Source organism: Streptomyces sp. NBC_01283, from assembly GCF_041435335.1.
Classification (GTDB): domain Bacteria; phylum Actinomycetota; class Actinomycetes; order Streptomycetales; family Streptomycetaceae; genus Streptomyces.
In genome coordinates, this window is the sequence record NZ_CP108430.1 from 4,604,600 (window position 1) to 4,631,149 (window position 26,550).

At 67.8% G+C, this 26,550-nt stretch carries 26 protein-coding genes and 2 tRNA genes; 15 read left to right on the plus strand and 13 right to left on the minus strand.

Features of this window, described 5'->3' with window-relative positions; translation table 11 throughout:
- Positions 1 to 167: 167 nt before the first annotated feature.
- Positions 168 to 254 (minus strand) — tRNA-Leu (locus OG302_RS20940).
- A 393-nt stretch (positions 255 to 647) separates the two neighbouring features.
- Between OG302_RS20940 and OG302_RS20945 the strand changes: the two genes are divergently transcribed.
- The 6 genes from OG302_RS20945 (at position 648) to pknB (ending at position 9,039) form a co-directional block, all read left to right on the plus strand.
- Complete coding sequence (locus tag OG302_RS20945; protein WP_371528176.1) at positions 648 to 1,550, plus strand: FhaA domain-containing protein; 903 nt, start codon at positions 648 to 650, stop codon at positions 1,548 to 1,550.
- 10 nt (positions 1,551 to 1,560) lie between these two features.
- Positions 1,561 to 2,085 (plus strand): FHA domain-containing protein, encoded by a 525-nt coding sequence (locus tag OG302_RS20950; RefSeq protein ID WP_361828992.1) that lies wholly within the window; start codon positions 1,561 to 1,563, stop codon positions 2,083 to 2,085.
- 131 nt (positions 2,086 to 2,216) lie between these two features.
- Complete coding sequence (locus tag OG302_RS20955) at positions 2,217 to 3,773, plus strand: Stp1/IreP family PP2C-type Ser/Thr phosphatase (protein ID WP_371528177.1); 1,557 nt, start codon at positions 2,217 to 2,219, stop codon at positions 3,771 to 3,773.
- Between the two features lie 26 nt (positions 3,774 to 3,799).
- On the plus strand, positions 3,800 to 5,227 hold the full coding sequence (locus OG302_RS20960) for an FtsW/RodA/SpoVE family cell cycle protein (RefSeq protein ID WP_361828988.1): 1,428 nt from the start codon (positions 3,800 to 3,802) through the stop codon (positions 5,225 to 5,227).
- Positions 5,228 to 5,406: 179 nt separating this feature from the next.
- Complete coding sequence (locus OG302_RS20965) at positions 5,407 to 6,864, plus strand: peptidoglycan D,D-transpeptidase FtsI family protein (protein WP_371528178.1); 1,458 nt, start codon at positions 5,407 to 5,409, stop codon at positions 6,862 to 6,864.
- 168 nt (positions 6,865 to 7,032) lie between these two features.
- Positions 7,033 to 9,039 carry a Stk1 family PASTA domain-containing Ser/Thr kinase gene (pknB, locus tag OG302_RS20970; protein ID WP_371528179.1) on the plus strand — a complete coding sequence of 669 codons (2,007 nt, stop codon included), beginning with the start codon at positions 7,033 to 7,035 and terminating at the stop codon, positions 9,037 to 9,039.
- Between the two features lie 122 nt (positions 9,040 to 9,161).
- On the opposite strand, the gene OG302_RS20975 is transcribed toward pknB, so the two are convergent.
- Genes OG302_RS20975 through OG302_RS21000 form a run of 6 tightly spaced genes read right to left on the minus strand, consistent with a single transcriptional unit; the run spans position 9,162 to position 13,608 of the window.
- The gene (locus OG302_RS20975) at positions 9,162 to 9,926 is read right to left on the minus strand and encodes a class E sortase (protein ID WP_361828983.1); all 765 of its coding nucleotides are present in this window, start codon (positions 9,924 to 9,926) and stop codon (positions 9,162 to 9,164) included.
- 24 nt (positions 9,927 to 9,950) lie between these two features.
- Positions 9,951 to 11,240: a class E sortase gene (locus OG302_RS20980; RefSeq protein WP_371528180.1), complete on the minus strand. Its 1,290-nt coding sequence runs from the start codon at positions 11,238 to 11,240 to the stop codon at positions 9,951 to 9,953.
- Positions 11,237 to 11,890, minus strand: a complete 654-nt coding sequence (locus OG302_RS20985; protein ID WP_371528181.1) for an aminodeoxychorismate/anthranilate synthase component II — start codon at positions 11,888 to 11,890, stop codon at positions 11,237 to 11,239. Before OG302_RS20985 ends, OG302_RS20980 begins: the two co-directional genes overlap by 4 nt.
- Before the next feature lie 23 nt (positions 11,891 to 11,913).
- Positions 11,914 to 12,102: a hypothetical protein gene (locus OG302_RS20990; RefSeq protein ID WP_371750399.1), complete on the minus strand. Its 189-nt coding sequence runs from the start codon at positions 12,100 to 12,102 to the stop codon at positions 11,914 to 11,916.
- Positions 12,103 to 12,106: 4 nt separating this feature from the next.
- Positions 12,107 to 12,799, minus strand: coding sequence for a class E sortase (locus OG302_RS20995; RefSeq protein WP_371528182.1), 693 nt, complete (start codon positions 12,797 to 12,799; stop codon positions 12,107 to 12,109).
- 38 nt (positions 12,800 to 12,837) lie between these two features.
- Positions 12,838 to 13,608 (minus strand): DUF881 domain-containing protein, encoded by a 771-nt coding sequence (locus OG302_RS21000; RefSeq protein WP_371528183.1) that lies wholly within the window; start codon positions 13,606 to 13,608, stop codon positions 12,838 to 12,840.
- Positions 13,609 to 13,700: 92 nt separating this feature from the next.
- On the opposite strand from OG302_RS21000, the gene crgA reads away from it, so the two are divergent.
- Positions 13,701 to 13,955 carry a cell division protein CrgA gene (gene crgA, locus OG302_RS21005; protein ID WP_160506128.1) on the plus strand — a complete coding sequence of 85 codons (255 nt, stop codon included), beginning with the start codon at positions 13,701 to 13,703 and terminating at the stop codon, positions 13,953 to 13,955.
- 289 nt (positions 13,956 to 14,244) lie between these two features.
- Here crgA and OG302_RS21010 read toward each other — a convergent pair whose 3' ends face one another.
- Both OG302_RS21010 and OG302_RS21015 read right to left on the minus strand, forming a co-directional pair.
- Entirely contained in the window at positions 14,245 to 15,141 is an 897-nt protein-coding gene (locus OG302_RS21010) for a rhomboid family intramembrane serine protease (RefSeq protein WP_371528184.1), read from the minus strand.
- A gap of 117 nt (positions 15,142 to 15,258) precedes the next feature.
- The gene (locus tag OG302_RS21015) at positions 15,259 to 15,792 is read right to left on the minus strand and encodes a peptidylprolyl isomerase (RefSeq protein ID WP_361828969.1); all 534 of its coding nucleotides are present in this window, start codon (positions 15,790 to 15,792) and stop codon (positions 15,259 to 15,261) included.
- Positions 15,793 to 16,042: 250 nt separating this feature from the next.
- On the opposite strand from OG302_RS21015, the gene OG302_RS21020 reads away from it, so the two are divergent.
- Positions 16,043 to 16,765 (plus strand): DUF5324 family protein, encoded by a 723-nt coding sequence (locus tag OG302_RS21020; protein ID WP_371528185.1) that lies wholly within the window; start codon positions 16,043 to 16,045, stop codon positions 16,763 to 16,765.
- 76 nt (positions 16,766 to 16,841) lie between these two features.
- Here OG302_RS21020 and OG302_RS21025 read toward each other — a convergent pair.
- Positions 16,842 to 16,914: transfer RNA gene (locus OG302_RS21025), tRNA-Ala, on the minus strand.
- 182 nt (positions 16,915 to 17,096) lie between these two features.
- Here OG302_RS21025 and OG302_RS21030 point away from each other — a divergent pair.
- Both OG302_RS21030 and OG302_RS21035 read left to right on the plus strand, forming a co-directional pair.
- Positions 17,097 to 17,645 (plus strand): DNA-binding protein, encoded by a 549-nt coding sequence (locus OG302_RS21030; RefSeq protein WP_361828966.1) that lies wholly within the window; start codon positions 17,097 to 17,099, stop codon positions 17,643 to 17,645.
- A gap of 49 nt (positions 17,646 to 17,694) precedes the next feature.
- Positions 17,695 to 19,191 (plus strand): serine/threonine-protein kinase, encoded by a 1,497-nt coding sequence (locus OG302_RS21035; RefSeq protein WP_371528186.1) that lies wholly within the window; start codon positions 17,695 to 17,697, stop codon positions 19,189 to 19,191.
- 13 nt (positions 19,192 to 19,204) lie between these two features.
- Here the strand turns inward: OG302_RS21035 and OG302_RS21040 are convergent, their stop codons facing one another.
- Together OG302_RS21040 and OG302_RS21045 are read right to left on the minus strand one after the other, a co-directional pair.
- Positions 19,205 to 20,557 carry a hypothetical protein gene (locus OG302_RS21040; RefSeq protein WP_371528187.1) on the minus strand — a complete coding sequence of 451 codons (1,353 nt, stop codon included), beginning with the start codon at positions 20,555 to 20,557 and terminating at the stop codon, positions 19,205 to 19,207.
- 247 nt (positions 20,558 to 20,804) lie between these two features.
- Entirely contained in the window at positions 20,805 to 20,933 is a 129-nt protein-coding gene (locus OG302_RS21045) for a DLW-39 family protein (protein ID WP_003999697.1), read from the minus strand.
- Positions 20,934 to 21,269: 336 nt separating this feature from the next.
- Between OG302_RS21045 and OG302_RS21050 the strand changes: the two genes are divergently transcribed.
- Positions 21,270 to 21,599, plus strand: a complete 330-nt coding sequence (locus tag OG302_RS21050) for a DUF6344 domain-containing protein (protein ID WP_371528188.1) — start codon at positions 21,270 to 21,272, stop codon at positions 21,597 to 21,599.
- Positions 21,600 to 23,030: 1,431 nt separating this feature from the next.
- Here OG302_RS21050 and OG302_RS21055 read toward each other — a convergent pair.
- Positions 23,031 to 23,480, minus strand: a complete 450-nt coding sequence (locus OG302_RS21055) for an NUDIX domain-containing protein (RefSeq protein ID WP_371750182.1) — start codon at positions 23,478 to 23,480, stop codon at positions 23,031 to 23,033.
- Between the two features lie 77 nt (positions 23,481 to 23,557).
- On the opposite strand from OG302_RS21055, the gene OG302_RS21060 reads away from it, so the two are divergent.
- The 4 genes from OG302_RS21060 (at position 23,558) to OG302_RS21075 (ending at position 26,418) form a co-directional block, all read left to right on the plus strand.
- The gene (locus tag OG302_RS21060) at positions 23,558 to 24,295 is read left to right on the plus strand and encodes a GntR family transcriptional regulator (protein ID WP_371528189.1); all 738 of its coding nucleotides are present in this window, start codon (positions 23,558 to 23,560) and stop codon (positions 24,293 to 24,295) included.
- 186 nt (positions 24,296 to 24,481) lie between these two features.
- The gene (locus tag OG302_RS21065; protein ID WP_371528190.1) at positions 24,482 to 24,811 is read left to right on the plus strand and encodes a hypothetical protein; all 330 of its coding nucleotides are present in this window, start codon (positions 24,482 to 24,484) and stop codon (positions 24,809 to 24,811) included.
- A 2-nt stretch (positions 24,812 to 24,813) separates the two neighbouring features.
- Entirely contained in the window at positions 24,814 to 26,154 is a 1,341-nt protein-coding gene (locus tag OG302_RS21070; protein WP_371528191.1) for an FtsK/SpoIIIE domain-containing protein, read from the plus strand.
- Positions 26,155 to 26,241: 87 nt separating this feature from the next.
- Positions 26,242 to 26,418 (plus strand): hypothetical protein, encoded by a 177-nt coding sequence (locus OG302_RS21075; protein WP_371528192.1) that lies wholly within the window; start codon positions 26,242 to 26,244, stop codon positions 26,416 to 26,418.
- The last annotated feature ends 132 nt before the right edge of the window (positions 26,419 to 26,550 follow it).

Consider the following 26,550-nt stretch of genomic DNA (forward strand, 5'->3'; position numbering starts at 1 on the left):
AGCGTCAGAGCCTGTGGACAACCCGCGGCCTGTGGACAACTCGGCGCACCGAACCGATAGCCGGTGACATACATCACCGTGCCGGGCACCCACGGCACGACCCGCCGCAGCACAACGAGAAGCGGGCCCCCACCAGGACTTTCATCCTGGTGGAGACCCGCTCCACATGGTGCGCGAGGGGGGAGTTGAACCCCCACGCCCTTTCGGGCACTGGAACCTGAATCCAGCGCGTCTGCCTATTCCGCCACCCGCGCATGGGTGTTGTCTTGGGTCTCTCACCGCTTGCTCTGTGGTGCGAGCGCCTGCCGACATCCAGAAGATTAGCACGCTGCAGACGGTGGATTCACATCCGTATTCGCGGGCACCTGCCCTGGTGATCCGGAGAGATACGGGTCCGACCGACCGACTTGCGCCGTACCCGGCGAAGGTCCGCAGTCGGGTGCGCGACACTGGTTTGAGGCCCCCTCTACGATCCCTGGTAGAGGAGCCTGAGAGGAGCCCGGAAGGATCCCGGAACCCTGGTGCGGGCATGCCTTGTGAGAGGCGACACTCATCGACTGGGCGGACAGGGGGAACCAGCCGATTTCCCGGCGCGTGGATACGATCAGTAAGCAGTACCAGGATGACTACGACGGAGGAGGTGCCCCATGGGAGTCATGAAGAAGTTCGAGCAGCGACTCGAAGGTCTCGTCAACGGCACCTTCGCCAAGGTGTTCAAGTCCGAGGTCCAGCCCGTCGAGATCGCCGGCGCCCTGCAGCGCGAGTGCGACAACAACGCGACGATCTGGAACCGCGAGCGGACCGTCGTCCCCAATGACTTCATCGTGGAGCTCAGCGCGCCCGACTTCGAGCGCCTGAGCCCCTACTCGGGGCAGCTCGGCGACGAGCTCTCCGGGATGGTGCGCGAGTACGCCAAGCAGCAGCGGTACAGCTTCATGGGTCCCATCAAGGTCCACCTGGAGAAGGCCGAGGACCTCGACACGGGCCTGTACCGGGTGCGCAGCCGCACGCTCGCGTCCAGCAGCTCGCAGAGCCCTGAGCGTGCCCCTGCGGGCCCCTCGGGCCCCGCAGGCGCCGGCCACAGCCCCGCCAGGCCGCCCGCCGGCGGCGGAGGCGGCGCGGGTGGCGGCTACGGCTACCCACAGCCCCCTCAGCCCTCCAGTGCCCCTCCCATGCCCGCCGCGCCGCCTCCCGGCGGTCGTCCCGGCGGGGCCGCACCGGCTCCGAGCCGCCCTCAGGGGCCCGGCGCGGGACCTCTTCCGGGTGCGCAGGTGCGGCGCTGGGTCGAGATCAACGGCAATCGCCATCAGATCTCCCGCCCGACGCTGGTGCTGGGACGCAGCACCGACGCCGATGTGCGGATCGACGACCCCGGCGTATCGCGCCGGCACTGTGAGATCCGGACCGGAACGCCCTCGACGATCCAGGATCTCGGGTCTACCAACGGCATCGTGGTAGACGGGCAGCACACCACCCGCGCTACGCTCCGCGACGGCTCGCGGATCGTCGTGGGCCAAACCACCATCGTTTACCGGCAAGCCGAAGGGTGAAGCGGGGGCAATGTCAGAGCTGACCCTGACGGTCATGCGGCTGGGTTTCCTAGCCGTTCTGTGGCTGTTCGTGATCGTGGCCGTCCAGGTCATCCGCAGCGACCTGTTCGGTACGCGCGTCACACAGCGCGGTTCGCGCCGTGAGAACGCACGACCGCAGCAGGCCGCACGCCAGCAACAGCAGGCGGCAACACCACCTCCCCAGCGCCAGCAGCAGGGCGGCGGGCGGCAGCGCCGTGGCGCCCCCAGCAAGCTGGTCGTATCCGAAGGGATCCTGGCGGGTACGACGGTCGCCCTGCAGGGTCAGACGATCACGCTGGGCCGTGCGCACGATTCGACGATCGTGCTGGACGACGACTACGCGTCCAGCAGGCATGCCAGGATCTACCCGGACCGTGACGGTCAGTGGATCGTCGAGGATCTCGGGTCCACCAACGGCACGTATCTCGACCGGACCCGACTCACCACCCCGACGCCCGTTCCGCTGGGCGCGCCGATCCGCATCGGCAAGACCGTCATCGAGCTGCGGAAGTAGTACTACGTCATGACAGAGCGCGAGCGGAGCGAGCGAGCCGAAACGGCTGTCCACACACTGGACGCCAGCGCGCTCCCGACCGGAGGGTGGGCACCGTGCGGATGTACCCGGAGCCGACGGGCGAGGTGCGCATGAGTCTGTCTTTGCGCTTCGCCGCCGGATCGCACAAAGGCATGATCCGGGAGGGGAACGAGGACTCCGGTTACGCCGGTCCGCGTCTCCTCGCGATCGCCGACGGCATGGGGGGCCAGGCCGCGGGTGAGGTGGCGAGCTCCGAGGTGATCTCGACGCTCGTCACTCTCGACGACGACGTACCGGGGTCGGACATCCTCACGTCGCTCGGCACCGCCGTGCAGCGGGCCAACGACCAGCTGCGGCTGATGGTCGAGGAGGACCCCCAGCTCGAGGGCATGGGGACGACCCTGACCGCGCTGCTGTGGACGGGGCAGCGCCTCGGTCTCGTGCACGTCGGTGACTCGCGCGCCTATCTCCTTCGGGACGGCGTCCTCACGCAGATCACTCAGGACCACACCTGGGTGCAGCGGCTGGTCGACGAGGGCCGGATCACCGAGGAGGAGGCCACCACTCACCCGCAGCGCTCCTTGCTGATGCGCGCGCTGGGCAGTGGTGAGCACGTCGAGCCGGACCTCTCCATCCGTGAAGTCCGCGCCGGCGACCGTTACTTGATCTGCTCGGACGGCCTCTCCGGCGTCGTGTCGCACCAGACGATGGAAGACACCCTCGCGAGCTACCAGGGCCCCCAGGAGACCGTGCAGGAGCTCATCCAGCTCGCTCTGCGCGGCGGCGGCCCCGACAACATCACGGTGATCATCGCCGATGTCCTGGACATCGACAGCGGCGACACCCTCGCCGGACAGCTCTCCGACACCCCCGTGGTCGTCGGTGCGGTCGCCGAGAACCAGCTCCAGTCGCAGGACGACGGCGCGATGCAGACTCCCGCGGGCCGCGCGTCGGGCCTCGGTCGTCCGGTGCCGCCGCAGCCCTCCGGAGGCGGCTTCGGGCCGCCCGGGAGCGGCGACACGGCGGGGTACGTGCCTGAGGGGAGCTTCGGCGCGTACAGCGACGAGGACTTCGTGAAGCCCCGCGGCGGCCGCAAGTGGCTCAAGAGATCTCTGTACACCGTGCTCGCCCTGGCGGTCATCGGCGGCGGTCTCTACGGCGGCTACCGCTGGACCCAGACGCAGTACTACGTGGGCACGAACGAAGAGAACGTCGCCCTGTACCGCGGCATCGACCAGGATCTGGCGTGGGTCAGCCTGTCGAAGGTCGAGAAGGACTACCCCAAGATCGAACTCAAGTACCTGCCGCCGTATCAGCGCAAGCAGGTCGAGGCGACCATCGCCGAGGGCAATCTCGACGACGCCAAGAGCAAGATCGAGGAGCTCGGTCTGCAGGCCTCGGCCTGTGAGAAGGATGCGAAGCGCCGCGAGGCCGAGCGCGAGAACGCCAAGCCCGGCGAGGGCGAGGCGGGCGGTACGACCGGCCTGGCGGCCAAGGCTCCCAGCGACGATCCGACCGACCCGGCGGGCAAGAACGACAAGAGCGACACGAACGACAAGAACAGCTCGACCGACAAGAACAAGTCCAAGACCGCGCCGACTCCCACACCCGGCCCCAGCCTCTCCGACGATGAGGAGAAGCTGGTCCCGCTGTGCGGTAAGCAGTAAGCAGCCGTTGGGGGCCTCTGCACGCCATGAGCAGTAGCACTACACACACGTCGACCATCGGCGCGATCGGAGCGCCCAGCAGGCGCAACACCGAGCTCGCGCTCCTCGCGTTCGCCGTCGTCATCCCGCTGTTCGCCTACATCAACGTAGGCCTGGCGATCGACGGGGAGCTGCCCTCCGGCATGCTCGGGTACGGGGCGGGAATCGGTCTACTCGCCGGCATCTCCCACTTCGTGGTGCGCAAGTTCGCCCCGTATGCCGACCCTCTGCTGCTGCCCCTGGCGACGCTGCTCAACGGGCTCGGTCTGGTGGTCATCTGGCGGCTCGACCAGTCGAAGCGGCTGCAGGCGCTGCCCAACTTCAGCCCTGCCGCGCCGAACCAGCTCATGTACTCCGCGGTGGGCATCGCCCTGTTCGTCGGTGTGCTGCTTCTACTGAAGGACCACCGTGTCCTGCAGCGCTACACGTACATCTCGATGGTCGGCGCGCTGATCCTGCTGCTGCTGCCCCTGGTTCCCGGCCTCGGCATGAACGTGTTCGGCGCCAAGATCTGGATCCACGTCGGCGGGTTCTCCATCCAGCCCGGTGAGTTCGCGAAGATCGTCATCGCCATCTTCTTCGCGGGCTATCTCATGGTGAAGCGCGATGCCCTGGCGCTGGCCAGCCGCCGCTTCATGGGGCTGTACCTGCCGCGTGGCCGTGACCTGGGCCCGATCGTCGTCATCTGGATCATCTCGATCCTGATCCTGGTCTTCGAGACCGACCTCGGTACGTCGCTGCTGTTCTTCGGCATGTTCGTCGTGATGCTGTACGTGGCCACGGAGCGCACCAGCTGGATCGTGTTCGGCATGCTGATGTCCGCGGTCGGCGCGGTCGGTGTCGCGTCGTTCGAGCCGCACGTCAAGCAGCGTGTCGACGCGTGGCTCGACCCCATGCGTGAGTACACGCTGAGCCAGGACGGTGTGGTCGGCCACTCCGAGCAGGCGATGCAGGCCCTGTGGGCCTTCGGTTCCGGTGGCACGCTCGGTACCGGTCTCGGTCAGGGCAACTCCGACCTGATCAAGTTCGCCGCCAACTCGGACTTCATCCTCGCCACCTTCGGCGAGGAGCTCGGCCTCGCCGGGATCATGGCGATCCTGCTGATCTACGGTCTGATCGTGGAGCGCGGTGTCCGCACCGCCCTCGCCGCGCGTGACCCGTTCGGCAAGCTCCTGGCGATCGGCCTGTCCGGCGCCTTCGCCATTCAGGTCTTCGTGGTCGCCGGCGGCGTCATGAGCCTGATCCCGCTGACGGGTATGACGATGCCCTTCCTCGCGTACGGCGGTTCATCGGTGATCGCCAACTGGGCGCTGATCGGGATCCTGATCCGCATCAGCGACACGGCCCGCCGTCCCGCGCCCGCGCCTGCCCCGAATCCCGATGCCGAGATGACCCAGGTGGTCCGGCCTGGCTGAGCCGCGTGGCGGGCGAGTGTGAGGGCGCCCGCCCTGTCCGCCGCCCGGGGAAATGCCGCGCTGTACGGCTCGATTCCGCCTCCGGGCTGCCCGTAATCACTCACCGTAAGGCGACAGGCCCTGGTACTAGAATCTTCCGGACCTGGCCATGGTGACCGCAAGTCGAAGAGGTTCGGACCGTGAACAAACCGCTACGCCGGATCGCTATCTTCTGTGGTCTGCTCGTCCTGGCCCTGATCGTCCGGGACAACTGGCTCCAGTACGTCCAGGCCGACACTTTGGCCAAGGACGAGAAGAACCGCCGCGTGACCATCGAGCGGTACGGCACTCCGCGCGGCGACATCATCGTGGACGGCAAGCCGGTGACGGGCTCCAAGGAGACGAGCGGCGGCAACGACCTCAAGTACCAGCGGACGTACACGAACGGTTCCATGTGGTCCCCGGTCACCGGCTTCGCGTCGCAGAGTGTCGGCGCGACGCAGCTGGAGTCCATCGAGGACGGCATCCTGACCGGCAACGACGACCGTCTCTTCTTCCGCCGCAGCCTCGACATGCTGACCGGCAAGAAGAAGGAGGGCGGCAATGTCGTCACGACCCTCGACTCGGCCGCGCAGAAGGCCGCGTACGACGGTCTGAAGGGCCGCGGCAAGGGTGCGGTCGCCGCGCTCGACCCGTCGACGGGCGCGATCCTGGCGCTGGCCTCCGCTCCGTCGTACGACCCGTCCACCTTCGCCGGGTCCGACGGTGAGGCCTTCCAGAAGCTGGACAAGAACAAGAACAAGCCGATGCTGAACCGCGCCCTGCGCGAGACGTATCCGCCCGGCTCCACCTTCAAGGCGGTCACCGCCGCCGCGGCCCTGGAGCACGGCCTGTACGACGGCATCGACTCGCCGACCAAGTCGCCGCTGCCCTGGACGATGCCCAACACCCAGACCGAGCTGAAGAACGAGGGGAACATCCCCTGCAAGAACGCCACGCTGCGCGAGGCGCTGCGGGTGTCCTGCAACACCGTCTTCGGCAAGATCGGCTCGGACCTCGGCAAGGACCAGATGCGGGAGACGGCCGAGAAGTTCGGCTTCAACGAAGAGCAGTTCGTGCCGGTCCGCTCGAACGCCTCGGTCTTCCCCAAGGACATGGACAAGCCGCAGACCGCGCTCTCGTCCATCGGCCAGTTCGAGACGGCCGCGACACCGCTGCAGATGGCCATGGTCGCCTCGGCCATCGCCAACGACGGCAAGCTGATGGAGCCGTACATGGTCAGCGAGCTGCAGGCCCCGAACCTGGACGTGATCGAGAAGCACGCGCCCAAGGAGATGAGCCGGCCGCTCTCCGAGGAGAACGCGCAGAAGCTCCAGGACATGATGGAGACGGTCGTCAACGACGGCACCGGTACGAACGCCAAGATCCCCGGTGCCACGGTCGGCGGCAAGACGGGTACGGCCCAGCACGGTGTCGCGAACAGCGAGAACCCGTACGCCTGGTTCATCAGCTACGCCAAGACCGAATCCGGTTCGCCGGTGGCCGTCGCCGTGGTCGTCGAGGACAGTGACGCCAGCCGTGACGACATCTCCGGTGGTGGTCTGGCCGCCCCCATCGCCAAGGACGTGATGAAGGCGGTTCTCGACAGCAAGAAGTGACCCCCGTCACGGCCTCTTCGCATCAGTGCACGTTGCGATACCGGTCATGTATCGGGTGACGGTCGTGGCCGGGTCACGTAAGGCGAGCCGGGTACGGTATGCCCGGACAGCACACCGCCGGACCACACAAGGGTGCGGTCGGGACCGACGGAGAGGGCTGGATTAGCTATGGAAGAGCCGCGTCGCCTCGGCGGGCGGTACGAGCTGGGCCAGGTGCTCGGCCGAGGCGGGATGGCGGAGGTATACCTCGCGCACGACACCCGCCTCGGACGCACCGTGGCGGTGAAGACGCTGCGCGTTGACCTCGCGCGCGACCCGTCATTCCAGGCCCGGTTCCGCCGCGAGGCCCAGTCGGCCGCCTCGCTCAACCATCCTGCGATCGTCGCGGTCTACGACACCGGCGAGGATTACGTGGACGGGGTCTCGATCCCGTACATCGTGATGGAGTACGTCGACGGCTCCACCCTGCGTGAGCTGCTGCACTCCGGGCGCAAGCTGCTGCCCGAGCGCGCCATGGAGATGACGATCGGCATCCTCCAGGCCCTTGAGTACTCCCACCGCAACGGCATCGTCCACCGTGACATCAAGCCCGCGAACGTCATGCTGACGCGCAACGGCCAGGTCAAGGTCATGGACTTCGGCATCGCCCGCGCCATGGGCGACTCCGGTATGACGATGACGCAGACCGCGGCGGTCATCGGCACCGCGCAGTACCTCTCGCCGGAGCAGGCCAAGGGCGAGCAGGTCGACGCGCGAAGCGACCTCTACTCGACGGGCTGCCTGCTCTACGAACTCCTCACGGTGCGCCCGCCGTTCGTCGGGGACTCCCCGGTGGCGGTCGCCTACCAGCACGTACGGGAAGAGCCCCAGGCCCCCAGCGTCTTCGACGGCGAGATCACGCCGGAGATGGACGCCATCGTCCTGAAGGCCCTCACCAAGGACCCGGACTACCGCTACCAGTCGGCCGACGACATGCGCGCCGACATCGAGGCCTGCCTCGACGGCCAGCCCGTCCAGGCGACGGCCGCCATGGGCGCGGTCGGCTACGGCGGCCACCCGGATGACCAGCAGACGGCGATGCTGCGCCCGCAGAACGGCGGCGGCCAGACATCGATGATGCCGCCGGTCGGCCCGGACGACGGCTACGACGACCACTCGCGGCGCCGCCAGAAGAAGAGCAACACCTCCACGATCCTGCTGGTCGTGGCGGGGCTGCTCGTCCTGGTCGGCGCGATCCTCATCGGGAAGTGGGCGTTCACCGGGGGCGGTGGCGGCGACGATTCGATCAAGGCTCCGAACTTCGTCGGCGAGAAGCTCGCGGACGCGAAGCAGTCGGCCAAGAACGTGGACCTCGTACTGGACGCTTCCACCCACAAGCCGTGCGAGAAGTACCCGAAGGGTGAGATCTGCTCCCAGGACCCGGGCGCGAACGCCACGGTCAAGAAGGGCGACACGATCTCCGTGACGGTTTCCACGGGCGCGCCGAAGGTCTCCGTGCCCAAGGTCATCGGCCTGGACATCGACGCCGCCACGAAGAAGCTGGAGAGCCCCAAGTACCAGTTCGACGTCGACACGAAGCCCGTGGAGTCCAGCGGTACGCCGGACGAGGTCCTCGACCAGGACCCGTTCGCGGGTACCGATGTGGAGAAGGGCAGCAAGATCACCCTTGAGGTGGCGAAGAAGGCCGACAAGGCCACGGTGCCCGACGTCACCGGCAAGACCTGCGACGAGGCCAAGGCCCAGCTGCAGACCAACGACCTCGTCGGCACCTGCGAGGAAGAAGAGAGCGACTCCGTCGACCCCGGCAAGGTCATCTCGCAGAGCCTCCCCCCGCAGAGCCAGGCCGACCCCGGCTCGACGGTGACGCTGAAGGTCGCCAAGAAGGCCGAACAGGCCACCGTCCCGGCCCTCACCGGCCAGAAGCTCAAGGACGCCCGCAAGGCCATCGAGGACGCCGGCCTGACGGTCGGCAACATCCAGGGCCCGCAGGATGACAACGCCCTCGTGGTCCTCTCGGATCCGCCCGCCAACCAGCAGGTCGATCCCGACACCGCGATCAACCTGACCACGGCCGGCGGCAACCAGGGCGACAACGGCGGCGGCAACGGCGGGGACGACGGCGGAGGCACCCTCTTCGGAGGCGGCATGGGCTTCTCCCGCGACAGCGAGGACTGACGGGTCCAGGAACCCCCAGCAGTACGGAGAAGAGCCCCGGACACCGGCCAGCAGGCACGGTGTCCGGGGCTCTTTCGTATGCGTCGTATGCGTTCGTATGCGTACGGATACGTGCCGGGCGGCTAGTTCAGCTCCGCCGGCGGCGTGCGCTTGTTGTCGACCTTTTCGATGCGCTCCAGCTCGCCCCACACCACGTAGCGGTAGTTGGACGTGTAGACCGGCGTGCACGTCGTCAGGGTGATGTAGCGGCCGGGCTTCTTCGCGCCCGATTCCTTCGGGACCGGGTTCAGGACCTTCACGTTGTACTTCGAGGTCTCGGGGAGCGTCGAGTACACCTTGTAGACGTACCACTTGTCCCGGGACTCGTAGACGATCGCGTCGCCCTTCTTGATCTTGTCGATCTTGTGGAACTTCGCGCCGTGGCCGTCGCGGTGCGCGGCCAGCGTGAAGTTGCCTTCCTTGTCCTCGGGGAGAGCCGACTTGACGGGGTCCTCGTAGTAGCCCGCGACACCGTGGTTGAGCACCTTGCTGCTGGTGCCCTTCGTGACCAGGACCTCGCCGTTGCCCATCGCGGGCACGTGCAGGAAGCCGATGCCGTCCTTGGTGTTCAGGTTCCCCGGGCCGCCCGCCCAGCGGTCGCGCACCCTGTCGCCCTGCTTGTGCGCCTCGCGGTCCGCGACGACGTTGGTCCACCACAGGGAGTAGACGACGAAGAGGCCGAGCACCAGGCCCGCGGTGATGAGGAGTTCACCGAAGACGCTGACCGCGGTGGCGACGGGGCCCCGGCCCCGTGGCCGGGGTGCGCGGGAGGGCGCGGGCTTCTCGGCCTGCTGCTCCTCGGACCGCTCCTCGGCCTGCTCCTCGTCGTTGTCGGTCGTGGCTGCCACTGGTTCCGCCCCGTTCTCACCGTTCTAATTGACGAGCGCGCTCGGTTTGCCCTTGCCGCGCGGTCGTTCCTCGACCATCTTGCCCCAGACGATCATTCGATACTTACTCGTGAATTCCGGGGTGCAGGTGGTCAGTGTGATGTACCGGCCCTCTTTGGTGAAGCCCGACCCCGGCGGTACCGGCCCGATCACCGAGGTGTTGCTGGGCTGGGTCTGCGGCAGGATGCTCGCCATCTTGTAGACGAAGTACTTGTCCTGCGTCTCCACGATGATGGGGTCGCCCGGTTCGAGCTGATTGATGTAACGGAACGGCTCACCATGGGTGTTGCGATGCCCGGCGACCGCGAAGTTGCCCTTCTTGGCGTCCGGCATGGGCGTCTTGGTGCCGCCCTCGTTGTAGTGCCCGACCATGCCGCGGTCCAGGACCTTCGACTTGTCGATGCCCTCGGCGATCGGCACGACCACGTCGAGGCGGGGGATGTGCAGGAGCGCGAAGCCCTGTCCGGGCTCGAACGCGCCCGGCTTGCCCTTGCCCTTCGCCCACTTCTCCTGAAGGTCGCTGGCGGCGCCGTTGGCCTGCTGGTGGGCGCGGATGTTCGTCCACCACAGCTGGTACGTGACGAACAGGAGCATCAGGACGCCGACGGTGATGAACAGCTCGCCGATCCCCCGGCTCACCACGGCGCCCGTGGTGGGCCTGCGCGCGCGCTCGGCGCGACGGGCCTCCACGCGGGAGAGGGGGGCGGCGGAGCCCGCGGTGGCACTGGAGCTGCCGGAGGCGCCGCCACTGCCTGAGGGGCGCGGGGAGCCCTTCCTGGCGGCCTTGCGGCGCGCGGCGCGGCCCTCGCCTTCCAGCGGTGCGTCGTGGGCCGGTTCCGGATCCGCTATTCGGCGCGTGTCCGCCGTACGCAGGCCTACGGTCTCGTCGTCGACCGGCGGCTGGGGCTGGGGCTGCGGGACTTCGGATGCCGCCTGCTGAGGGGCGTACGCGCCGTACAGCTCCTCGTACGTCGGCTCCCGCACCCCGTACCAGTCGCGGGCGTACCCCTCGGGGTCGTACCACTCCCGCTCCTGAGGCTGCTCCGGCTGCTGCGGCGGCACCGGCTGCCGTGGCGGCTCCGGCTCGGCGGGACCGCTGCGGAACCACGGTGAAGGGTGCTGACCCGGCAGTGGGTCGGTCAGCGGATCGGCAAGGTGATCGACAGCCGCTTCGAACGCCCCGGGCTCCTCAAACGCCCCAGGCTCCCCGTACGACGCGTACTGCTCGTCGTACGGAACTCCGGAGGAATCGCGCTCGGGACGCAACGCGGTCACGCCGTGGCCCTGCCCACCACCGGGGCAAGCCCGCTCGACCGGCCGACCGCCCCCTTGTCGCCGCACTCGACGAGCCAGTTGGCGAGCATCAGATGGCCGTGCTCGGTGAGGACGGACTCGGGGTGGAACTGCACGCCCTCGACCAGCAGTTCACGGTGGCGCAGGCCCATGATGATGCCGTCCTCCGTACGCGCGGTCACCTCCAGCTCGGCCGGAACCGTGGCCGGCTCGGCGGCGAGCGAGTGATAGCGCGTCGCGATGAACGGCGACGGCAGACCGGCGAAGACACCCTTGCCCTCGTGGACCACCGGGGACGTCTTGCCGTGCAGCAACTCCGGCGCACGGTCCACCACTCCGCCGTACGCCACCGCCATCGACTGCATGCCGAGGCAGACGCCGAACACGGGCACACCGGTGCCGGCGCAGTGGCGCACCATGTCGACGCAGACACCCGCCTGCTCCGGGGTGCCCGGTCCCGGGGACAGCAGGACGCCGTCGAAGCCGTCCTGTGCGTGGCGCAGCTCGACCTCGTCGTTGCGCACGACCTCGCACTCGGCACCGAGCTGGTAGAGGTACTGGACGAGGTTGAAGACGAAGCTGTCGTAGTTGTCGACGACCAGGATGCGGCGGGGGCGCTCTTCGGTACTCACAGGGCTCACCGGGCTCACAGGACTCACTGGCCGTCCACCGTCACATCGTTGAAGGGAAGCAGCGGCTCGGCCCAGGGAAAGACGTACTGGAAGAGTACGTAGACCACAGCGAAGACGAGCATCAGCGAAAGCAGCGCCCTTACCCAAGCGTTTCCCGGCAGATGCCGCCAGATCCAGCCGTACATGCCGTCCCTTCCGTAGCCGTACGGCACCAGACTAACGGCGCAGTGCCTCCGGTTTCCCGGCCTCGACGGGCTGGGTGGCATCAAGGTGTGCCCAGACGATCAACCGGTGGCTGTGGCCCCACTCTGGCTCACAGGTGGTAAGCGTGAGGTAACGGCCCGGCCCCTCGTATCCGGACTTGCGCGGAACCGGATCGATGACACCTATGTCGCCGGGCAGCGTTTTGTACGGCTTCTTGTCGATGCGGTAGGTGAACCATGTGGTGCCGTCGGTCAGGACCACGGGGTCGTCCGGCCGTAGCTCGGGGAAGTCCTTGAACGGGTCTCCGTAGGTGCGGCGATGGCCCGCCACGGCGAAGTTGCCCCGCTGGCCGAGCTGCGCGGTGTCCCCGTAGTGACCGAGGCCCTTCTTGAGTACGTCGGTGCCCGTGCCCTGGAGCACCGGCTTGTTCCACGTGAAACCAAAGCGCGGGATGTACATCACGGCGAAGGGCTTGCCGTCTTCGTAAGAAGGGGGCTGCTTCGGGGACGACGTCTCCGAAGGCGCGTCATCCGCCTGCGCCGGCACCGAACCCTGCGCCCACTGGTCCTGCAGTGTGTCGATCTGGCTGTCCATGGCGTTGTCGGCCTTCACGCCGGTCCAGAACAGGACGTACACCACGAAGAGCACGATCAATGTGCCGACGGTGATGCACAGTTCGCTGAACGTCCTGACGAGCACTCGCACCGACACAGGCTCCCCCAGCGGCTTGCTCGACGGGCGGCTTACTCCACGGGCTTCGCGTAGTGGAGATCCACTGTGCCCGAGTAGCCGGGAAGAGTCATCGCCCCGTCGTCATCGACTTTCCAGCCGAGGCCGTACGCGTTCACGTACAGCATGTAGTTCTGGATCTCCGGGGACGCGGCGAGCGCCGTCTTGAGCTTCTCCGGGTCACCGACCGCGGTCACCTTGTAAGGGGGCGAGTAGACGCGGCCCTGGAGGATCAGGGTGTTTCCCACGCAGCGGACGGCGCTGGTGGAGATGAGCCGCTGGTCCATGACCTTGATGCCCTCGGCTCCGCCCTGCCAGAGCGCGTTGACGACGGCCTGGAGGTCCTGCTGGTGGATGACCAGGTCGTTCGGCTGGGGCTCGGGGTAGCCGGGGAGCTTGGCGGTGGCGTTCGGTGGGGCGTCGGCGAGGGTGACGGAGACCGCGTCACCGCTGAGCTTCTTGGTGCCCGCGTTCTTCTCCAGGGCCTTGAGCCGCGCCTCGTCGGCCTTGGTGCCGCCGTTGTCGCGCTCGGCCAGGGACTCGACGTCGTCACGCAGCGAGCCGTTGGACTCGTCCAGCTTGCCGTTCTTGTGGCTGCGTTCCTGGATCAGGTCGGAGAGCTTCAGGAGAGAGGCGTCGGTACGGATGTTCGTGCCCTTGGCCGTGTTGAAGCTGGTGAAGAAGATGAGGCCCGCGAGGGCGAAAACGGCGGCCGTCAGCAACCGGACCGGCCGCCAGCGAGGGCGACGACCCGGACCTGTGGGGGAGTCGGCAGAATTGCTCAACGTACCCTTATCTCCTTCAGCGCCGCGGAAGCACTACGCTAACGGACGCCCGGGGGAGGGCTCAGCTCCCCGTATCGACAGGAGAGACCCTCGTGCCGAAGTCACGGATCCGCAAGAAGGCCGACGATTACACGCCGCCCGCGAAGAAGGCGACGAACATCAAGCTGACCAGCCGTAGCTGGGTGGCTCCGGTGATGCTCGCGATGTTCCTCATCGGGCTCGCCTGGATCGTCGTCTTCTACGTCACCGACGGCAAGCTGCCGATCGACCCGCTGGGCAACTGGAACATCGTGGTCGGCTTCGGCTTCATCGCTGCGGGGTTCGGCGTCTCCACACAGTGGAAGTAGCCCCACCTCCGCAGGGCTGTGCGCAAGCCTTGCCCTGAGTTATCCACAGCGCTATCCACATTCCGGCACGGGCTGGGGAAAAGAACGACGATCTGTGGATAACCCTCTCGGTGTTGACGCCGGTATGACTGGCTGATCGCCCGTAAGCCCTCACAGGCCCCTTGTCCTTCCTGGGGAAACCCAGGTCAGCGACAAGGGGCACTGTTGTTCCCCACAGAATGCACAAGCGTGGGCACACGCTGTGGACAACTTTGGCCATCGGACGACAACGGGGCCGTCCCGGGGGTTCTCAGATGAGCTGAGCGGTCCTGACGACCACGGTCACCAGGATGACGACCAGCACCACGGCACAGGTCCCCCATTGCACGAGCGTCCGCCGCTCGCGGGGCGCGTGCACCATCCCGTACGCGATCGCGACACCGGCGACCAGACCGCCGACGTGCGCCTCCCAGGCGATGCCGCTCCAGGTGAAGGTGAAGAGCAGGTTCAGCGCGAGCAGCGCGATGACGGGACGCATGTCGTAGTTCAGGCGCCGCATCAGGACCGCCGTCGCGCCGAGCAGCCCGAAGATCGCCCCGGACGCCCCGAGCGAGGCCTGGTCCGGGGCCGCTACGACATACGTCAGTGCCCCGCCGGCCAGGCCGGACAGCAGGTAGAGCGAGAGATAGCGGGCGCGGCCGAGCGCTGCTTCCAGAGGGGCGCCGAGCCACCACAGGCCGAGCATGTTGAACGCGATGTGCCAGACCTCCTGGTGCGTGAACATCGACGTGACCAGGCGGTACCACTGGCCTTCGGCGACGCCTTCGGTCGGCACGAAGGGTTCCGGCGGCCACGCCCCGATCAGGACCAGCTCATTGACCAGGCGGTCGCCCATGGCGAGGACGGCGATGAACACCGCGACGTTCAGACCGAGCAGGATCTTGGTGACCAGACGCGGGTCGTCGGTGATCGAACCGCCCGCGAGCGTGCGCGGCTGGTTCGCGGTGGGCGCGTGGCCGGTGCCCGATCCCTCGCTCACGCACTCGGGGCACTGGAAGCCGACCGAGGCGCTGATCATGCACTCCGGGCAGATCGGACGCTCGCAGCGGGTGCAGCTGATGCCGGTCTCGCGGTCCGGATGCCGATAGCAGCCGGGGAGGCGCGATGCGTCCTTCGGCCCCTGCGGGCTGCCTGGTGCCTGGTCCATGGGGTCCCCTCAATTTCCGTACGAAGGCACGGCGACGCCCACGCGTGCGAACGCACCGCCCCGCCCTTCCTTACGGATGAGCGGGGCGGTTTGGTTCCCTGGTGGGATGCGCCGGTGTCAGGCGTCGCGGGTCTCGATGACGACGGACTCGATGACCACGTCGTTCACCGGGCGGTCGGTGCGCGGGTTGGTCTGCGTGGCCGCGATCTCGTCGACGACCTTCTGGCTCGCCGGGTCCGTGACCTCACCGAAGATGGTGTGCTTGCGGGTGAGCCAGGCGGTCGGGGAGACCGTCACGAAGAACTGGGAGCCGTTGGTGCCCGGGCCGGCGTTGGCCATGGCGAGCAGGTAGGGCTTGTCGAAGGCGAGGTCGGGGTGGAACTCGTCCGCGAACTCGTAGCCCGGGCCGCCCGTGCCGTTGCCCAGCGGGTCGCCGCCCTGGATCATGAAGCCGCTGATGACGCGGTGGAAGACCGTGCCGTCGTAGAGCCGGTCCGTGGTCTTCTTGCCGGTCGCCGGGTGGACCCACTCACGCTCGCCCTGAGCGAGCTCGACAAAGTTCTTGACCGTCTTCGGCGTGTGGTTGGGGTGCAGCAGCACCTCGATGTCGCCTCGGTTGGTCTTCAGGGTGGCGTAAAGCTGCTCGGCCACGGTCTGCCTTCCGTTGTCCTCTGTGACGTTCGATCCTCCCACGGACCGGATTGCGACGAGTAGTCACCGAGTGGGCGCGCGCCGCGACGATCCGTGGCATTGTCGGCAAAGCACTCCCCTTGTGCCGATTTGATCAGAATGATCGCACCCGGATGCCCGGCTGCGTCATGCCTCGGAGCGATCCGGAAGGCATGATCCTTGAAAGGGTGGAAAGGTGACATACCTATAAGCCACCGAGGAGGAGGATCCTGTGACCCGCATCGACAGCGTGCGCGCCGCGACCGGTTCGGCTAGGGACAGCGTGCGGCATGCCGCGGAGGCGGTGGCCCCTTACGCCGGAACGGCCAAGGAGCAGGCCGTCCATTACGCGCACGAAAGCCGTGCCCGCCTCGCGCCCAAGGTGTCGCAGGCCGCCGAGCAAGCCCGTGTCCAGTACGGCGCTCACGTCGGCCCGCGCATCGAGCAGGCCCGTACGCATGTGCCGCCGAAGGTCGACCACGCCGCGCACGAAGCCGCTGTCCGCACCCGCAAGGCGGCCAAGCAGACCCGCAAGGCAGCCAAGCAGGCCGCCGACTACTCGAAGCCCCGGATCGAGCACGCCGTGGCCGTGGCTCAGCCCGTCCGCGACGAGGCGGCGTCCCGCGGGGCCGCGGCCCTCGCCGCGCTGCGCGGTGAGGTCACTCCCAAGGAGATCCAGCGGCTGGCCCGCAAGCACAACCGCCGGGCCCGCGCCGGACGCGTCGCCAAGGGCCTCGTGGTCCTGGGCGTCCTCGCGGGTGGCGCGGTGGCCGCCTGGAAGTGGTGGGACAAGCAGGCCAACCCGGACTGGCTCGTCGAGCCGCCGGCCGCGACCGAGGTCCCCGACAGCGCGCCGCTGACTTCGGTCGACGGCAGCGGTCAGGCCTCACTCGACCCCGAGGTCCAGGCCAAGCAGGCCGAGTCGGAAGCCTCGGAGCGCGACGACCTGCGCTGACCTGCGCTGACCGTACTGAAAACGCCGTAGGGCGGGTGGTCCCCAGCTGGGGACCACCCGCCCTACGGCGTTTCTGTGGAGCCTAGGAGATTCGAACTCCTGACATCTGCCTTGCAAAGGCAGCGCTCTACCAACTGAGCTAAGGCCCCAAAAATGGTGCGCCCAGCCGGAAGATTCCCGCTCCGGTGAGCAACGCAGACCAGAGTACCGGGTCTCCCCCCAGATCTCGCAAAAGGATTGGGGGTCCCGGTGAACGACCACGCTCCGTAAGATGCTCGGCGTGGTTCGCGGCAGCGAACCACGGTTTTTGGGGAAGCGATGGGGAGACGCAATGGACGCCGCACAACAAGAGACGACCGCGAGAGCACGAGAGCTCCAGCGGAACTGGTACGGAGAGCCGCTGGGGGCGCTCTTCCGTCGTCTCATCGATGATCTGGGCCTCAACCAGGCACGCCTCGCCGGCGTCCTCGGTCTGTCCGCGCCCATGCTGTCCCAGCTGATGAGCGGACAGCGCGCCAAGATCGGCAACCCGGCGGTCGTCCAGCGCGTCCAGCTCCTCCAGGAGCTGGCGGGCCAGGTCGCCGACGGCAGCGTGAGCGCCGCCGAGGCCACCGACCGCATGGACGAGATCAAGAAGTCCCAGGGCGGCTCCGTACTGACCAACACGACGCAGGCGACGACGAGTTCGGGTGCGCCCACGGTGAAGCGCGTGGTGCGCGAGATCCAGTCGCTGTTGCGCTCCGTCGCGGCGGCGGGCGACATCATCGATGCCGCGGACTCCCTCGCCCCGACCCACCCGGAACTGGCAGAGTTCCTCCGGGTATACGGTGCCGGACGCACCGCGGACGCGGTCGCCCACTACGAGGCGCACCAGAACTGAGCCGTCGACCGGGCCACCGGGCGGCCCGGAGGGGGAGCAATGCGCGACCATGGGTGAGGTCTTCGCCGGCCGCTACGAACTGGTCGACCCGGTCGGCCGCGGGGGAGTCGGAGCGGTCTGGCGCGCCTGGGACCACCGGCGGCGCCGTTATGTGGCGGCCAAGGTCCTCCAGCAGAGCGACGCGCACGCGCTGCTGCGCTTCGTGCGGGAGCAGGCGCTGCGGATCGACCACCCTCATGTACTCGCGCCCGCCAGCTGGGCCGCCGACGACGACAAGGTCCTGTTCACCATGGCCTTGGTCGCCGGCGGCTCGCTGGCCCATGTGGTCGGGGATTACGGCCCGCTGCCGCCCCGCCTGGTCTGCACGCTCCTGGACCAGCTGCTCTCCGGGCTCGCGGCGGTGCACGCCGAGGGGGTCGTGCACCGCGACATCAAGCCCGCCAACATCCTGCTCGAGGCCACCGGCATCGCGCGCCCGCATCTGCGGCTCTCCGACTTCGGCATCTCCATGCGGATGGGCGAGCCACGCCTGACGGAGACCAACCACGTCGTGGGGACGCCCGGTTACTTCGCGCCCGAGCAAATGCTGGGCGCCGAGCCGCACTTCACGGCCGATCTCTTCGCCGTCGGCCTGGTCGCCCTCTATCTGCTGCAGGGCGCCAAGCCGGACGCCAAGGCGCTGATCGAGCACTTCGCCGCGCAGGGCACACCTGGGGCGCCGCAGGGCGTGCCGGAGCCGCTGTGGCAGGTCGTCGCCACGCTTCTGCAGCCGGATCCGCAAGCGCGGTTCCGCACCGCCACGGGCGCGCGCAAGGCGTTGAACTCGGCCACCGAGCTGCTGCCCGAGCCGGGGCCCGACGACGAGATCGTGGAGATCTTCGACCAACTGGGTCCGCTCCCAAAGGGGTTCGGGCCCGACGGCCCTCTCACGGCCCCACCGCAGCAGCCAGGCTTCGCTCCCCCTTCCGTACCGCCCCCGCCTCTCTCCGCACCCCAGACCGGCAGCTACCCGCAGACGCCTCCGCCACCACCTCCACAGGCGACGCCACCGCAGTCGATGCCACCGCAGGCCACGCCGCCGTCGGTGCAACCGGTGCAGCCAGTGCAGTCGGTGCAGTCGGTGCAGCAGGCTCAGCACGATCAGCAGGTACAGGCCCAGCCACCGGTCCAGCCGATACAGCAACCGGCAACGCCGCCTCCGCCGCCCGGTCCCCCCGCTCAGTCCCCGCATGTCCCCTCCCCCCACTCGTTTCCGGCTCCGACTCCCGCTCCCGCTCCGGTCCCAGTCCACGTACCGGCTCAGACCCCCGCCCAGCTCCCGGCGCACCATCCGTCACATTCCGTGATGGAACTGGCGCATGGCGTATCCGCCCCTACTTATCCATACACCGCCCACGCCCCGCAGGTTCCACTCCAGCACCGGCCGGTTCCGCACCGGCAGAGGCGACAGAAACGACCGGGACCGCCCGCGAAGGTGGCGATCCCGATGCTGCTCGCCGCTCTGGCGTGCTTCGCGGTGGGCATCTGGGCCCTGACCCAGATCTGACGTCTGGCCGCCCTCAACTGCCGTTCGCGGTCGAAGCGGAAGCCGCAGCCGCAGCCCTCCGCCGCCCGATCAGCGTCCACACACCCAGGACCGTCAGCAGCAAGGCCCCACCACCGAACCCACCGGCGGCAACCACCTTCATGGCGTCTCCGTCGCCTTTGCCGTTCCCGCTGCCGCCACCGCTCCCGGCATCCGTCTCACCCCGCACCGCCGCGTCCTCGTCCTCACCGGTGACGCTGAACTCGTCGGCGGGCCGCGCTGTCCCCACGTACGCGGGCCCCTCCTTCGCCACCCCGTCGACGTTCACCCGCAGCGTCAGGTCCAGCGGCCCCTTGCCGAACTGCCGGGCGACCTGCGGGTTGAGGTGGACCGAGAGGTAGTACCACCCGGCGAACCGGGTTCCGGCCACGCGGTCCATCGGAGAGAAGCGGTTCTCGTACGCCACGGGAGCCACTGGTTTCAGCGCGGTCGTCTTCTGCTGGCCGTCGTATGCCGTGTCGGCGTCGTCGATGCGTGCGCGAACCGGATTGGCCAGTGACATCACGAGCGCCGACGTGACGTACTCGTCCCTGCCCCCGCTCGCACTGCCCAGCTCGGCACTGGCGGAGATCTGCTGCCCCCAGTCGACCGGCACACGGTAGAAGAGCGTCTGGCCCGGCTTGATCCGGTCGCCCCAGACGCCCGTCTTCAGCGCCCGCGCATCGTTGAAGCCCGTGCCGCCCCTGCGTTCCTCGCGTGTACCGTCGGCCGGCGTGGGCGAGGCGGAGTTCCACGAGTCGGGTGGCGTCGTGGAGCCTCTCTTGGACACTCCGGGCTCCGAGACGACACGAAGCTCCGTGTCCCACGTCTCCGTACTGGAGCCGGGGTCACTGTTCCGCTCCACCACCACGTAGTACGTGCCGGCCGCTTTGCACCGGTTCTCGGCGGGGCCCACCGCACGTACCGCCCAGGCGGAAATGGGCCGCGGACTCTGCGACGTACCGAATCGCGCGTCTCCGGAGTCGCAGTTGTTGCCGTTCGCGTCCTGCAAGGACACCTCTACGCCGTCCCCATAGGCGACCTTGGCATCAAGGCCGGGAACGGCGGTCGCTGAGACGTACACGGTCTCACTGGCGTCGAGTCGGAGCTGGTAGTAGACCTTGCCCCCGCGCGCGAGGGAGCTCTTGTACGTAGCCCCGGGCGTAAGCCTCACGCTGTCCACGCTGTTCTGCGCGCCGTCGACCGACGTGGCCCCTTCGGCGAAGGCGTACGGGCTCGCGTTCGGACCCGGGTTCGGACTCGACGTGCCGCCCGCCGCGGCCCCGGCCTGTCCCGGGGCCTGGAACGCCATCACCGCGCACAGTGCTGCCGCCCCCACGGCCGACATCGCCCGGCCTCTGCCCAGCCGCCCCATCACGCGCCACCCCTCCCCTGAGCCCCAGCCGTCCCGCCCACTATGCCCACGCGGAAGCACGACAACCTCTGCTCACGCGGAAGCCCGACAGTCTTTGCTCACGCAAGGCGAGAGCTTGCCCGCGCAAACCGGATCGGCCGCAGGACCGAAGAGATCCGGACAGCACAGAGCCCCGGCCGCAGAAGCGACCGGGGCTCTGTAAAGAGACTGTTGTCGGTACTCACGAACCCGTGGGCACGGAGTCAGTCGCCTCCGTCCACAGATCCTGCTCGGCGCGATCCGCCTGGATCTGGCGGTACACGAGGAGCCCGCCGATGGCGGCCAGTGCGACCAGGAGAAGCTTCTTCACCGCGCGACCTCGTCTTTCTTGACGTAAGGGACCTCTGGCGCCCGACTATACACACCGACCGATACCGATCGGTGACCTGGATCCACCCCAACTGCCGCCCTGAACACAGCAGTCGAATCGGGCATCGCCGCTCTCCGCCGCCTCACGGCCCGCCGCGACATTCACCGCTCCGGACCTCGCCCGGACCTCTGCCAGGCCCTCCAGGGGCCTTTTACGGCCATACGGGTGGTGTTCATCTGAACATCGACGCGCCACGAGCGTCGGTCCCCCACTCTCGGCCCCGCATACACATCATGAGGAAAGTACGCAAATCGCCCAACCCGAAAGTGAGACGCCATGACCGGCACCAAGGCCATGAAGCTGTGGACCACGCTCATCACCGCCTTCCTCGCACTCTTCGCCACACTGGGATTCACGACCACGGCAACGGCGGCCACGCCCGTGCAGCAGGCCACGGAAACGTGCAAGAGCACGCCGGCCATGACGGCCCCGCTCGCGGCCTACTGGGCAGCAGCGTACGAACGGTCCCTGCCGCCCACGATGAAGCAACGCATCCGCGCCGAGGCCCACGGATCGTCCCCGAGCTGCCGACACCTCCCCACGGACGGCACGGAGACGGCCATTGAGGCCGAAGCCCATCCGGGCGGGCTCGCCGCGGAGCCGTAGTCACACCAGGGCCCCGCAGACACAGACAGCCCCACAGACACAGACAGACGAAGACAGACGAAGACACAGATACGAAGAAGACCCCCAGCCCGTCGGCTGGGGGTCTTCTTCGTATCTGTGGGGCTAACAGGATTTGAACCTGTGGCCTCATCCTTATCAGGTCGATCAATGGGGCTCCTCGACCTCGTCTAACCGCACGCCTGCCCCTGCTCGACGGCTGCCGAGGTTCGGCGTAGACCGACGTCGTCCGTCCGTGTTGGTGTCAGGTGCTGATGTCACGAGTCCGGGCCGTCTTGAAAAGGCGCCCCCTGCCTCTCCCGAGGTATGCGCGTCCAGCTCCATCTGTTTTGGCACGAGAGCGACAACACGATTTCACTTCCAGCGACACTCGCTGTGGGCTGCTCAGAGGTGCTGTTCCCCTCCGGATGCCCGGCGAGCCACCACGACGAAGACATGTCGCTGACTTAGGCGGCCTGCTCGGTCGGGGGCCGTTCTTCCGTGAAGCTGTGACGCTGTCTCACGTCGGCCTGTGCCATTCAGCAGCAGGCCGGTAGCGGTCACATACTCCTCGACTGCTTTGAAGTAGATGGCTCCAGCGGGCTCGCTCACCTCTACTGGCCGTGGAGCACTGCCACGTGCATAGCGTGGTCCAGGTCTTTGAGGGCCGCTTCGGCTGTGGCGATTTGGGCTGGCGCCTGCTCGGAGAGGTGTGAGGGCGGCCTCAACGTCCATATGTCGTCGAGCGCCATCCATGCTTGTGTCGCTGCGGTCAGAAACGTGGCGTAGGCAGTGCGACGCGCTTCTTCCCGAGCTGACGCGCGCTGGGAAGCACTCTGCTTCGCATGCAACCAGAGGGTGAAACCGCCGGTTAACGCAGCACCACAAAGAGTAGATCCGGCTGTGATGGCTGCGACTGCGACGGTGGCGTTCACGTCGGCAGTATCCCCTCGCGCCCCGTCCTCCACCCACCACTCACCCCAGCTCCCATCCCGTCTGCCGTCGACCCACACACCGTGGAGTGGGCGTGGTTCAGGGCGTCAAGGTGGAGCGCGCCACTGTACGAACGACCTTGACGCCCTGGGCCGCGTCCGCTCGGCTCTGCCTGGGTCGATGGCAGACGGGATGGGAGCTTCCTACGCCCGCCCCATTCGCCCGGCACTCGCAAGCGGCGCCCCCGCCATCCCAGAGTCAGAGCGCCCCCGCCGGAGGCATGTCCTTGACCAGGGCCGCCATGGTTACGGTGTTCGGCTCATGGCCCCGGGCCTTATCCATGTGTGGGCGGGCGTCGGCGCAGCCGGGGCGGAGCGGGCCGGAGGCAGGAGCGGCAGCCCCGAGCGGAGCCGGGAAGCCCGCCCGGCGGAGCGGAGCGCAGCCGGGTGCTTGATGAGGTAGAGAAACTCGTAACAGCTCTTCGACCCACGGGCAGTTGGCCTAGTTGCCGTCCGGCTCGATGAGCTTGCGGCCGTCATGGGTTCGGATGTGGGGCACCAGGTCGTCGGTCAGGGCATCTGCGATGCGGACGCTGTGGGCCTCACTCATCTTGGTCATGGCTTCGTCCGGGGGTAGCCACTCCACAGCGGTCGACTCGTCCGAGAGCTGTTCGCGACCACCATTCGGCCGACATCGGAAGGCCAGGGCGACGACACCCATCGTCATGTTCTTGTAGACCCCGGTGAGCCGCTCGACGTGCACCTTGATCCCGGTCTCTTCATAGACCTCGCGGCACACCCCAACCTCGATCTTCTCGTCCCTCTCAAGCACACCGCCTGGCGGTTCCCACCGCCCGTTGTCGGCACGACGGATCACCAGCACGCGTCCGTCCTCACGTATGACGACCCCCACCACGGATACCGAATGTAGGGATTTGCGCACTCTGTGAATTCCTTCCGCTCTTGTCTTCGCGCTCGGTGGTAGTCACCGGTACGGTGGAACCACCCTAGGGACCTGGAGGCTGATCGATGCCCGAAACGGCGCGGCAGATCGCCGACGACCTGCGGGCACGGATCGATGATGGTGAGTTCGGGCCTGGTGCTCGACTCCCAGGGGAGCCCGCGCTCGTCAGGGAATACGGCGTGGCCAAGATGACAGCGAGCGGCGCACTGAAACTGCTCGTGGCGGAAGGTGCTGCGGTCTCACGCCCCGGCTCCGGCACGTACGTGCGGGAGTTCAAGCCGATCCTTCGTGACGCCACGAAGCGCCTTTCGCGGGAACGGCGGGATGCGGGTGAGTCGATCTGGTCGAGCGATGTCGGCGAGCGCCCAATGACCGTCGCCGATCTGGAGGTTCGCGAGGAGGAGGCTCCTCGTTGGGCGGCCCGCGCGCTTGGGCTCGATGAAGGTGCGCGCGTGGTTGTGCGCAGTCGGCGGTACCTAGTGGACGATGAGCCGGTGCTCAGGGCTGTCTCCTATCTGTCTGCCGATCTGGTGCGAGGGTCTCGTATCGCTCAACCTGACCCCGGCGAGGGCGGTATCTATAAGCGCCTGGCGGAGCTTGGAGCTGAACCCGTTCGCTTCGGCGAGGACCTGCGAGCTCGTATGCCCAACTCTGAGGAAGCATCGGCTCTGGCCATCCTTCCGGGGACGCCAGTGATCGAGATTTGTCGAACGGCCCTCACATCGGAGGGGCGCGCGGTCGAGGTCAACCGGATGCTGCTGGATGCTGGCGCCTACGCCCTGCGCTACACCTTCGACAGCTGACGCTCCATCAGAATTTAAGCAAGTGAACACAAAGGCCCACTTCGGTGGGCCTTTTTGCTGTGCCCTTGAGTCGCTTTGTGACGGCACCCTTGAAAAGGATGGTTGACCTCCCTAGGGAGGTGCGCTTCAATCTCCCTAGGGAGGTTGATTCCACTCCCGCTCTCACCCTCTGTGAGGAGAACTTCCATGCCGTCCTTCAAGATCGACGTTTCGACCGCTGTGGTGTTCGTGGCGACCGCCCCGACGCCCAAGGTCATCAACAAGCAGACCGGCGAGCGGGCCATGGACCGGGAAACCGGCGCGGCTCTGTCGACGGTGGGCCTGCTCATCTCGGACGAGGGAGAGGGGAACCTCTACCAGGTGACTGTGCCGGAGACGGGTATCCCGGAGAGCCTGACGCCGGGCATGCATGTCTCGGTGGTCGGCCTCAAGGCGCGTGACTGGGAGAACGAGTTCAACGGCCAGAAGCGCCACGGCATCTCCTTCCGTGCCGTCGCCATCACGACGGGGTCCTGATCATGGAGAACCTGACCGGCTGGTTACTGCTTGCCGCTGTCGCGGCGGTCGCCGGTGGACTCGGCTTCGCGAAGGTCCGCGCTCCTCGCGTGTACTGGTCGCTGGTCGGCCTGCCGCTCACCTGGGGCCGGTTCATGCTGACCTACCGCTCCACGATGGAGGTCTGCGGGCTCACGGTGCAGCCCTCGGGCCTGCGGGCGTTCATGACCCGCAACGTGGCCCGGCGGGAGGTTCGGCCGCAGCCCCCGAAGGTCCGCCGGGTGCGGCCCACCTCCACCGGACTACGAATCTCCCTGCGGCTCCCCGCCGGGCTGGAACCAGCGGATCTGGCGGCGGCCTCTGAACGGCTGCGGCACGCGTGGGGAGTTCGCTCGGTAATCGTGCGGGAGACCCGTCCAGGCATCGTCGAACTCCGGATGACCGGCTATGACGTCCTTGCCCGGGTCCGCATGCCGCGCTCGAAGGTCGACGGCCCGATGGTCGTTCCCGTCGCGCTGCGGGAGGACGGCTCGGTGTTCGCCCGGGACTATCCCCAGGTGCCGCACGCCCTGACGCTCGGTGCCAACCAGTCGGGCAAGTCGATGTATCAGCGCAACCTGGTCGCCGGTCTGGCGAAACTGCCAGTGGGGCTGGTCGGCATCGACTGCAAGCGCGGGGTGGAACAGAGCCGGTACGCCCCTCGCCTGTCGGCGCTGGCGACCACCCCCCAAGAGGCCGGACGCCTGCTGGACGCACTGGTCATCGAGATGGAAGACCGCTTCGACCTGCTCAGCCTGCACGGCGCCTCCGACCTGTGGGACCTGCCGGAGGATGCCCGCCCGGTGCCGCTGGTGGTCCTGGTCGACGAGGTCGCCGAACTCTTCCTCGTGGCCGCCAAGAAGGATGAAGCGGCCCGGGACCAGATGGTCATGCAGATGGTCCGGCTCTCGCAGATGGCCCGCGCGATCGGCATCTACCTGGAGATCTGCGGGCAGCGCTTCGGCTCCGAACTCGGCAAGGGCGCCACCACACTCCGAGCCCAGCTCACCGGCCGCGTCGTGCACCGCGTCAACGACAAACAGACCGGTGAGATGGGCCTGGGGGACATCGCCCCTGAAGCGGTCCAGGCTGTGACCACCATCGCACCGGATCGCCCCGGGGTGGCGGTGGCCGGTGACTCCTCCGGCGGCTGGTCCCGTATCCGCACTCCCGCCATGACGCCCGCTGAGGCTGCGGCTATCTGCCGGGAGTTCACTCATCTCACTCCCGAGCTGGCCTTCTTGGCCCCCTTCCGGCCGCTCGTGCGCCCCGAGCCGCCGGAGCCTGCCCCGCCGCTGGTGAATCCACGGCCGGTCACCGAGTAACAGCGCATCCCCGCTTCCCGGTCGGCGTGACCATCTCGCGCCACGTCCCTACCCGCCCCATGCCAAAAGCCAGATGGGAGACCGCTCATGGCCGTACGCAAGCCCGCCGCCAAGCCCCGGGTCAAGAAGTGCTCGGAGTGCAAGGGCAAGGGCGAGATCACCGAAACCGTCCGGGTCGGCGCCCGCAAGGGACGCGCCACCGCCAACCAGCAGACCGCCTTGTGCACCAAGTGCTGGGGCACCGGCGAAGCGCTCCAGGACTGAACACCCGCCGCCAACAGGAGAGGAACCCCGTGATGGCTCTGTTCGGAAAGTCGCCGCGTACCGCTGAGTCCACGCCTGAGGACGAGTGCCCGCAGTGCTGGAGGCACGCCCATGACCGCACGGTGCACAGGG

What these genes read in the sequence shown, in the direction of transcription:
- OG302_RS21035 (WP_371528186.1), top strand. Translation starts at nt 17,695, where the DNA reads ATGGGTGAGGTCTTCGCCGGCCGCTACGAACTGGTCGACCCGGTCGGC.
- OG302_RS21050 (WP_371528188.1), top strand. Translation starts at nt 21,270, where the DNA reads ATGACCGGCACCAAGGCCATGAAGCTGTGGACCACGCTCATCACCGCC.
- pknB (WP_371528179.1), top strand. Translation starts at nt 7,033, where the DNA reads ATGGAAGAGCCGCGTCGCCTCGGCGGGCGGTACGAGCTGGGCCAGGTG.
- OG302_RS21010 (WP_371528184.1), bottom strand. Translation starts at nt 15,141, where the DNA reads ATGGACCAGGCACCAGGCAGCCCGCAGGGGCCGAAGGACGCATCGCGC.
- OG302_RS20950 (WP_361828992.1), top strand. Translation starts at nt 1,561, where the DNA reads ATGTCAGAGCTGACCCTGACGGTCATGCGGCTGGGTTTCCTAGCCGTT.
- OG302_RS20960 (WP_361828988.1), top strand. Translation starts at nt 3,800, where the DNA reads ATGAGCAGTAGCACTACACACACGTCGACCATCGGCGCGATCGGAGCG.
- OG302_RS21070 (WP_371528191.1), top strand. Translation starts at nt 24,814, where the DNA reads ATGGAGAACCTGACCGGCTGGTTACTGCTTGCCGCTGTCGCGGCGGTC.
- OG302_RS20945 (WP_371528176.1), top strand. Translation starts at nt 648, where the DNA reads ATGGGAGTCATGAAGAAGTTCGAGCAGCGACTCGAAGGTCTCGTCAAC.
- OG302_RS21065 (WP_371528190.1), top strand. Translation starts at nt 24,482, where the DNA reads ATGCCGTCCTTCAAGATCGACGTTTCGACCGCTGTGGTGTTCGTGGCG.
- OG302_RS21060 (WP_371528189.1), top strand. Translation starts at nt 23,558, where the DNA reads ATGCCCGAAACGGCGCGGCAGATCGCCGACGACCTGCGGGCACGGATC.
- OG302_RS20955 (WP_371528177.1), top strand. Translation starts at nt 2,217, where the DNA reads ATGAGTCTGTCTTTGCGCTTCGCCGCCGGATCGCACAAAGGCATGATC.
- OG302_RS21075 (WP_371528192.1), top strand. Translation starts at nt 26,242, where the DNA reads ATGGCCGTACGCAAGCCCGCCGCCAAGCCCCGGGTCAAGAAGTGCTCG.
- OG302_RS21040 (WP_371528187.1), bottom strand. Translation starts at nt 20,557, where the DNA reads ATGTCGGCCGTGGGGGCGGCAGCACTGTGCGCGGTGATGGCGTTCCAG.
- OG302_RS21030 (WP_361828966.1), top strand. Translation starts at nt 17,097, where the DNA reads ATGGACGCCGCACAACAAGAGACGACCGCGAGAGCACGAGAGCTCCAG.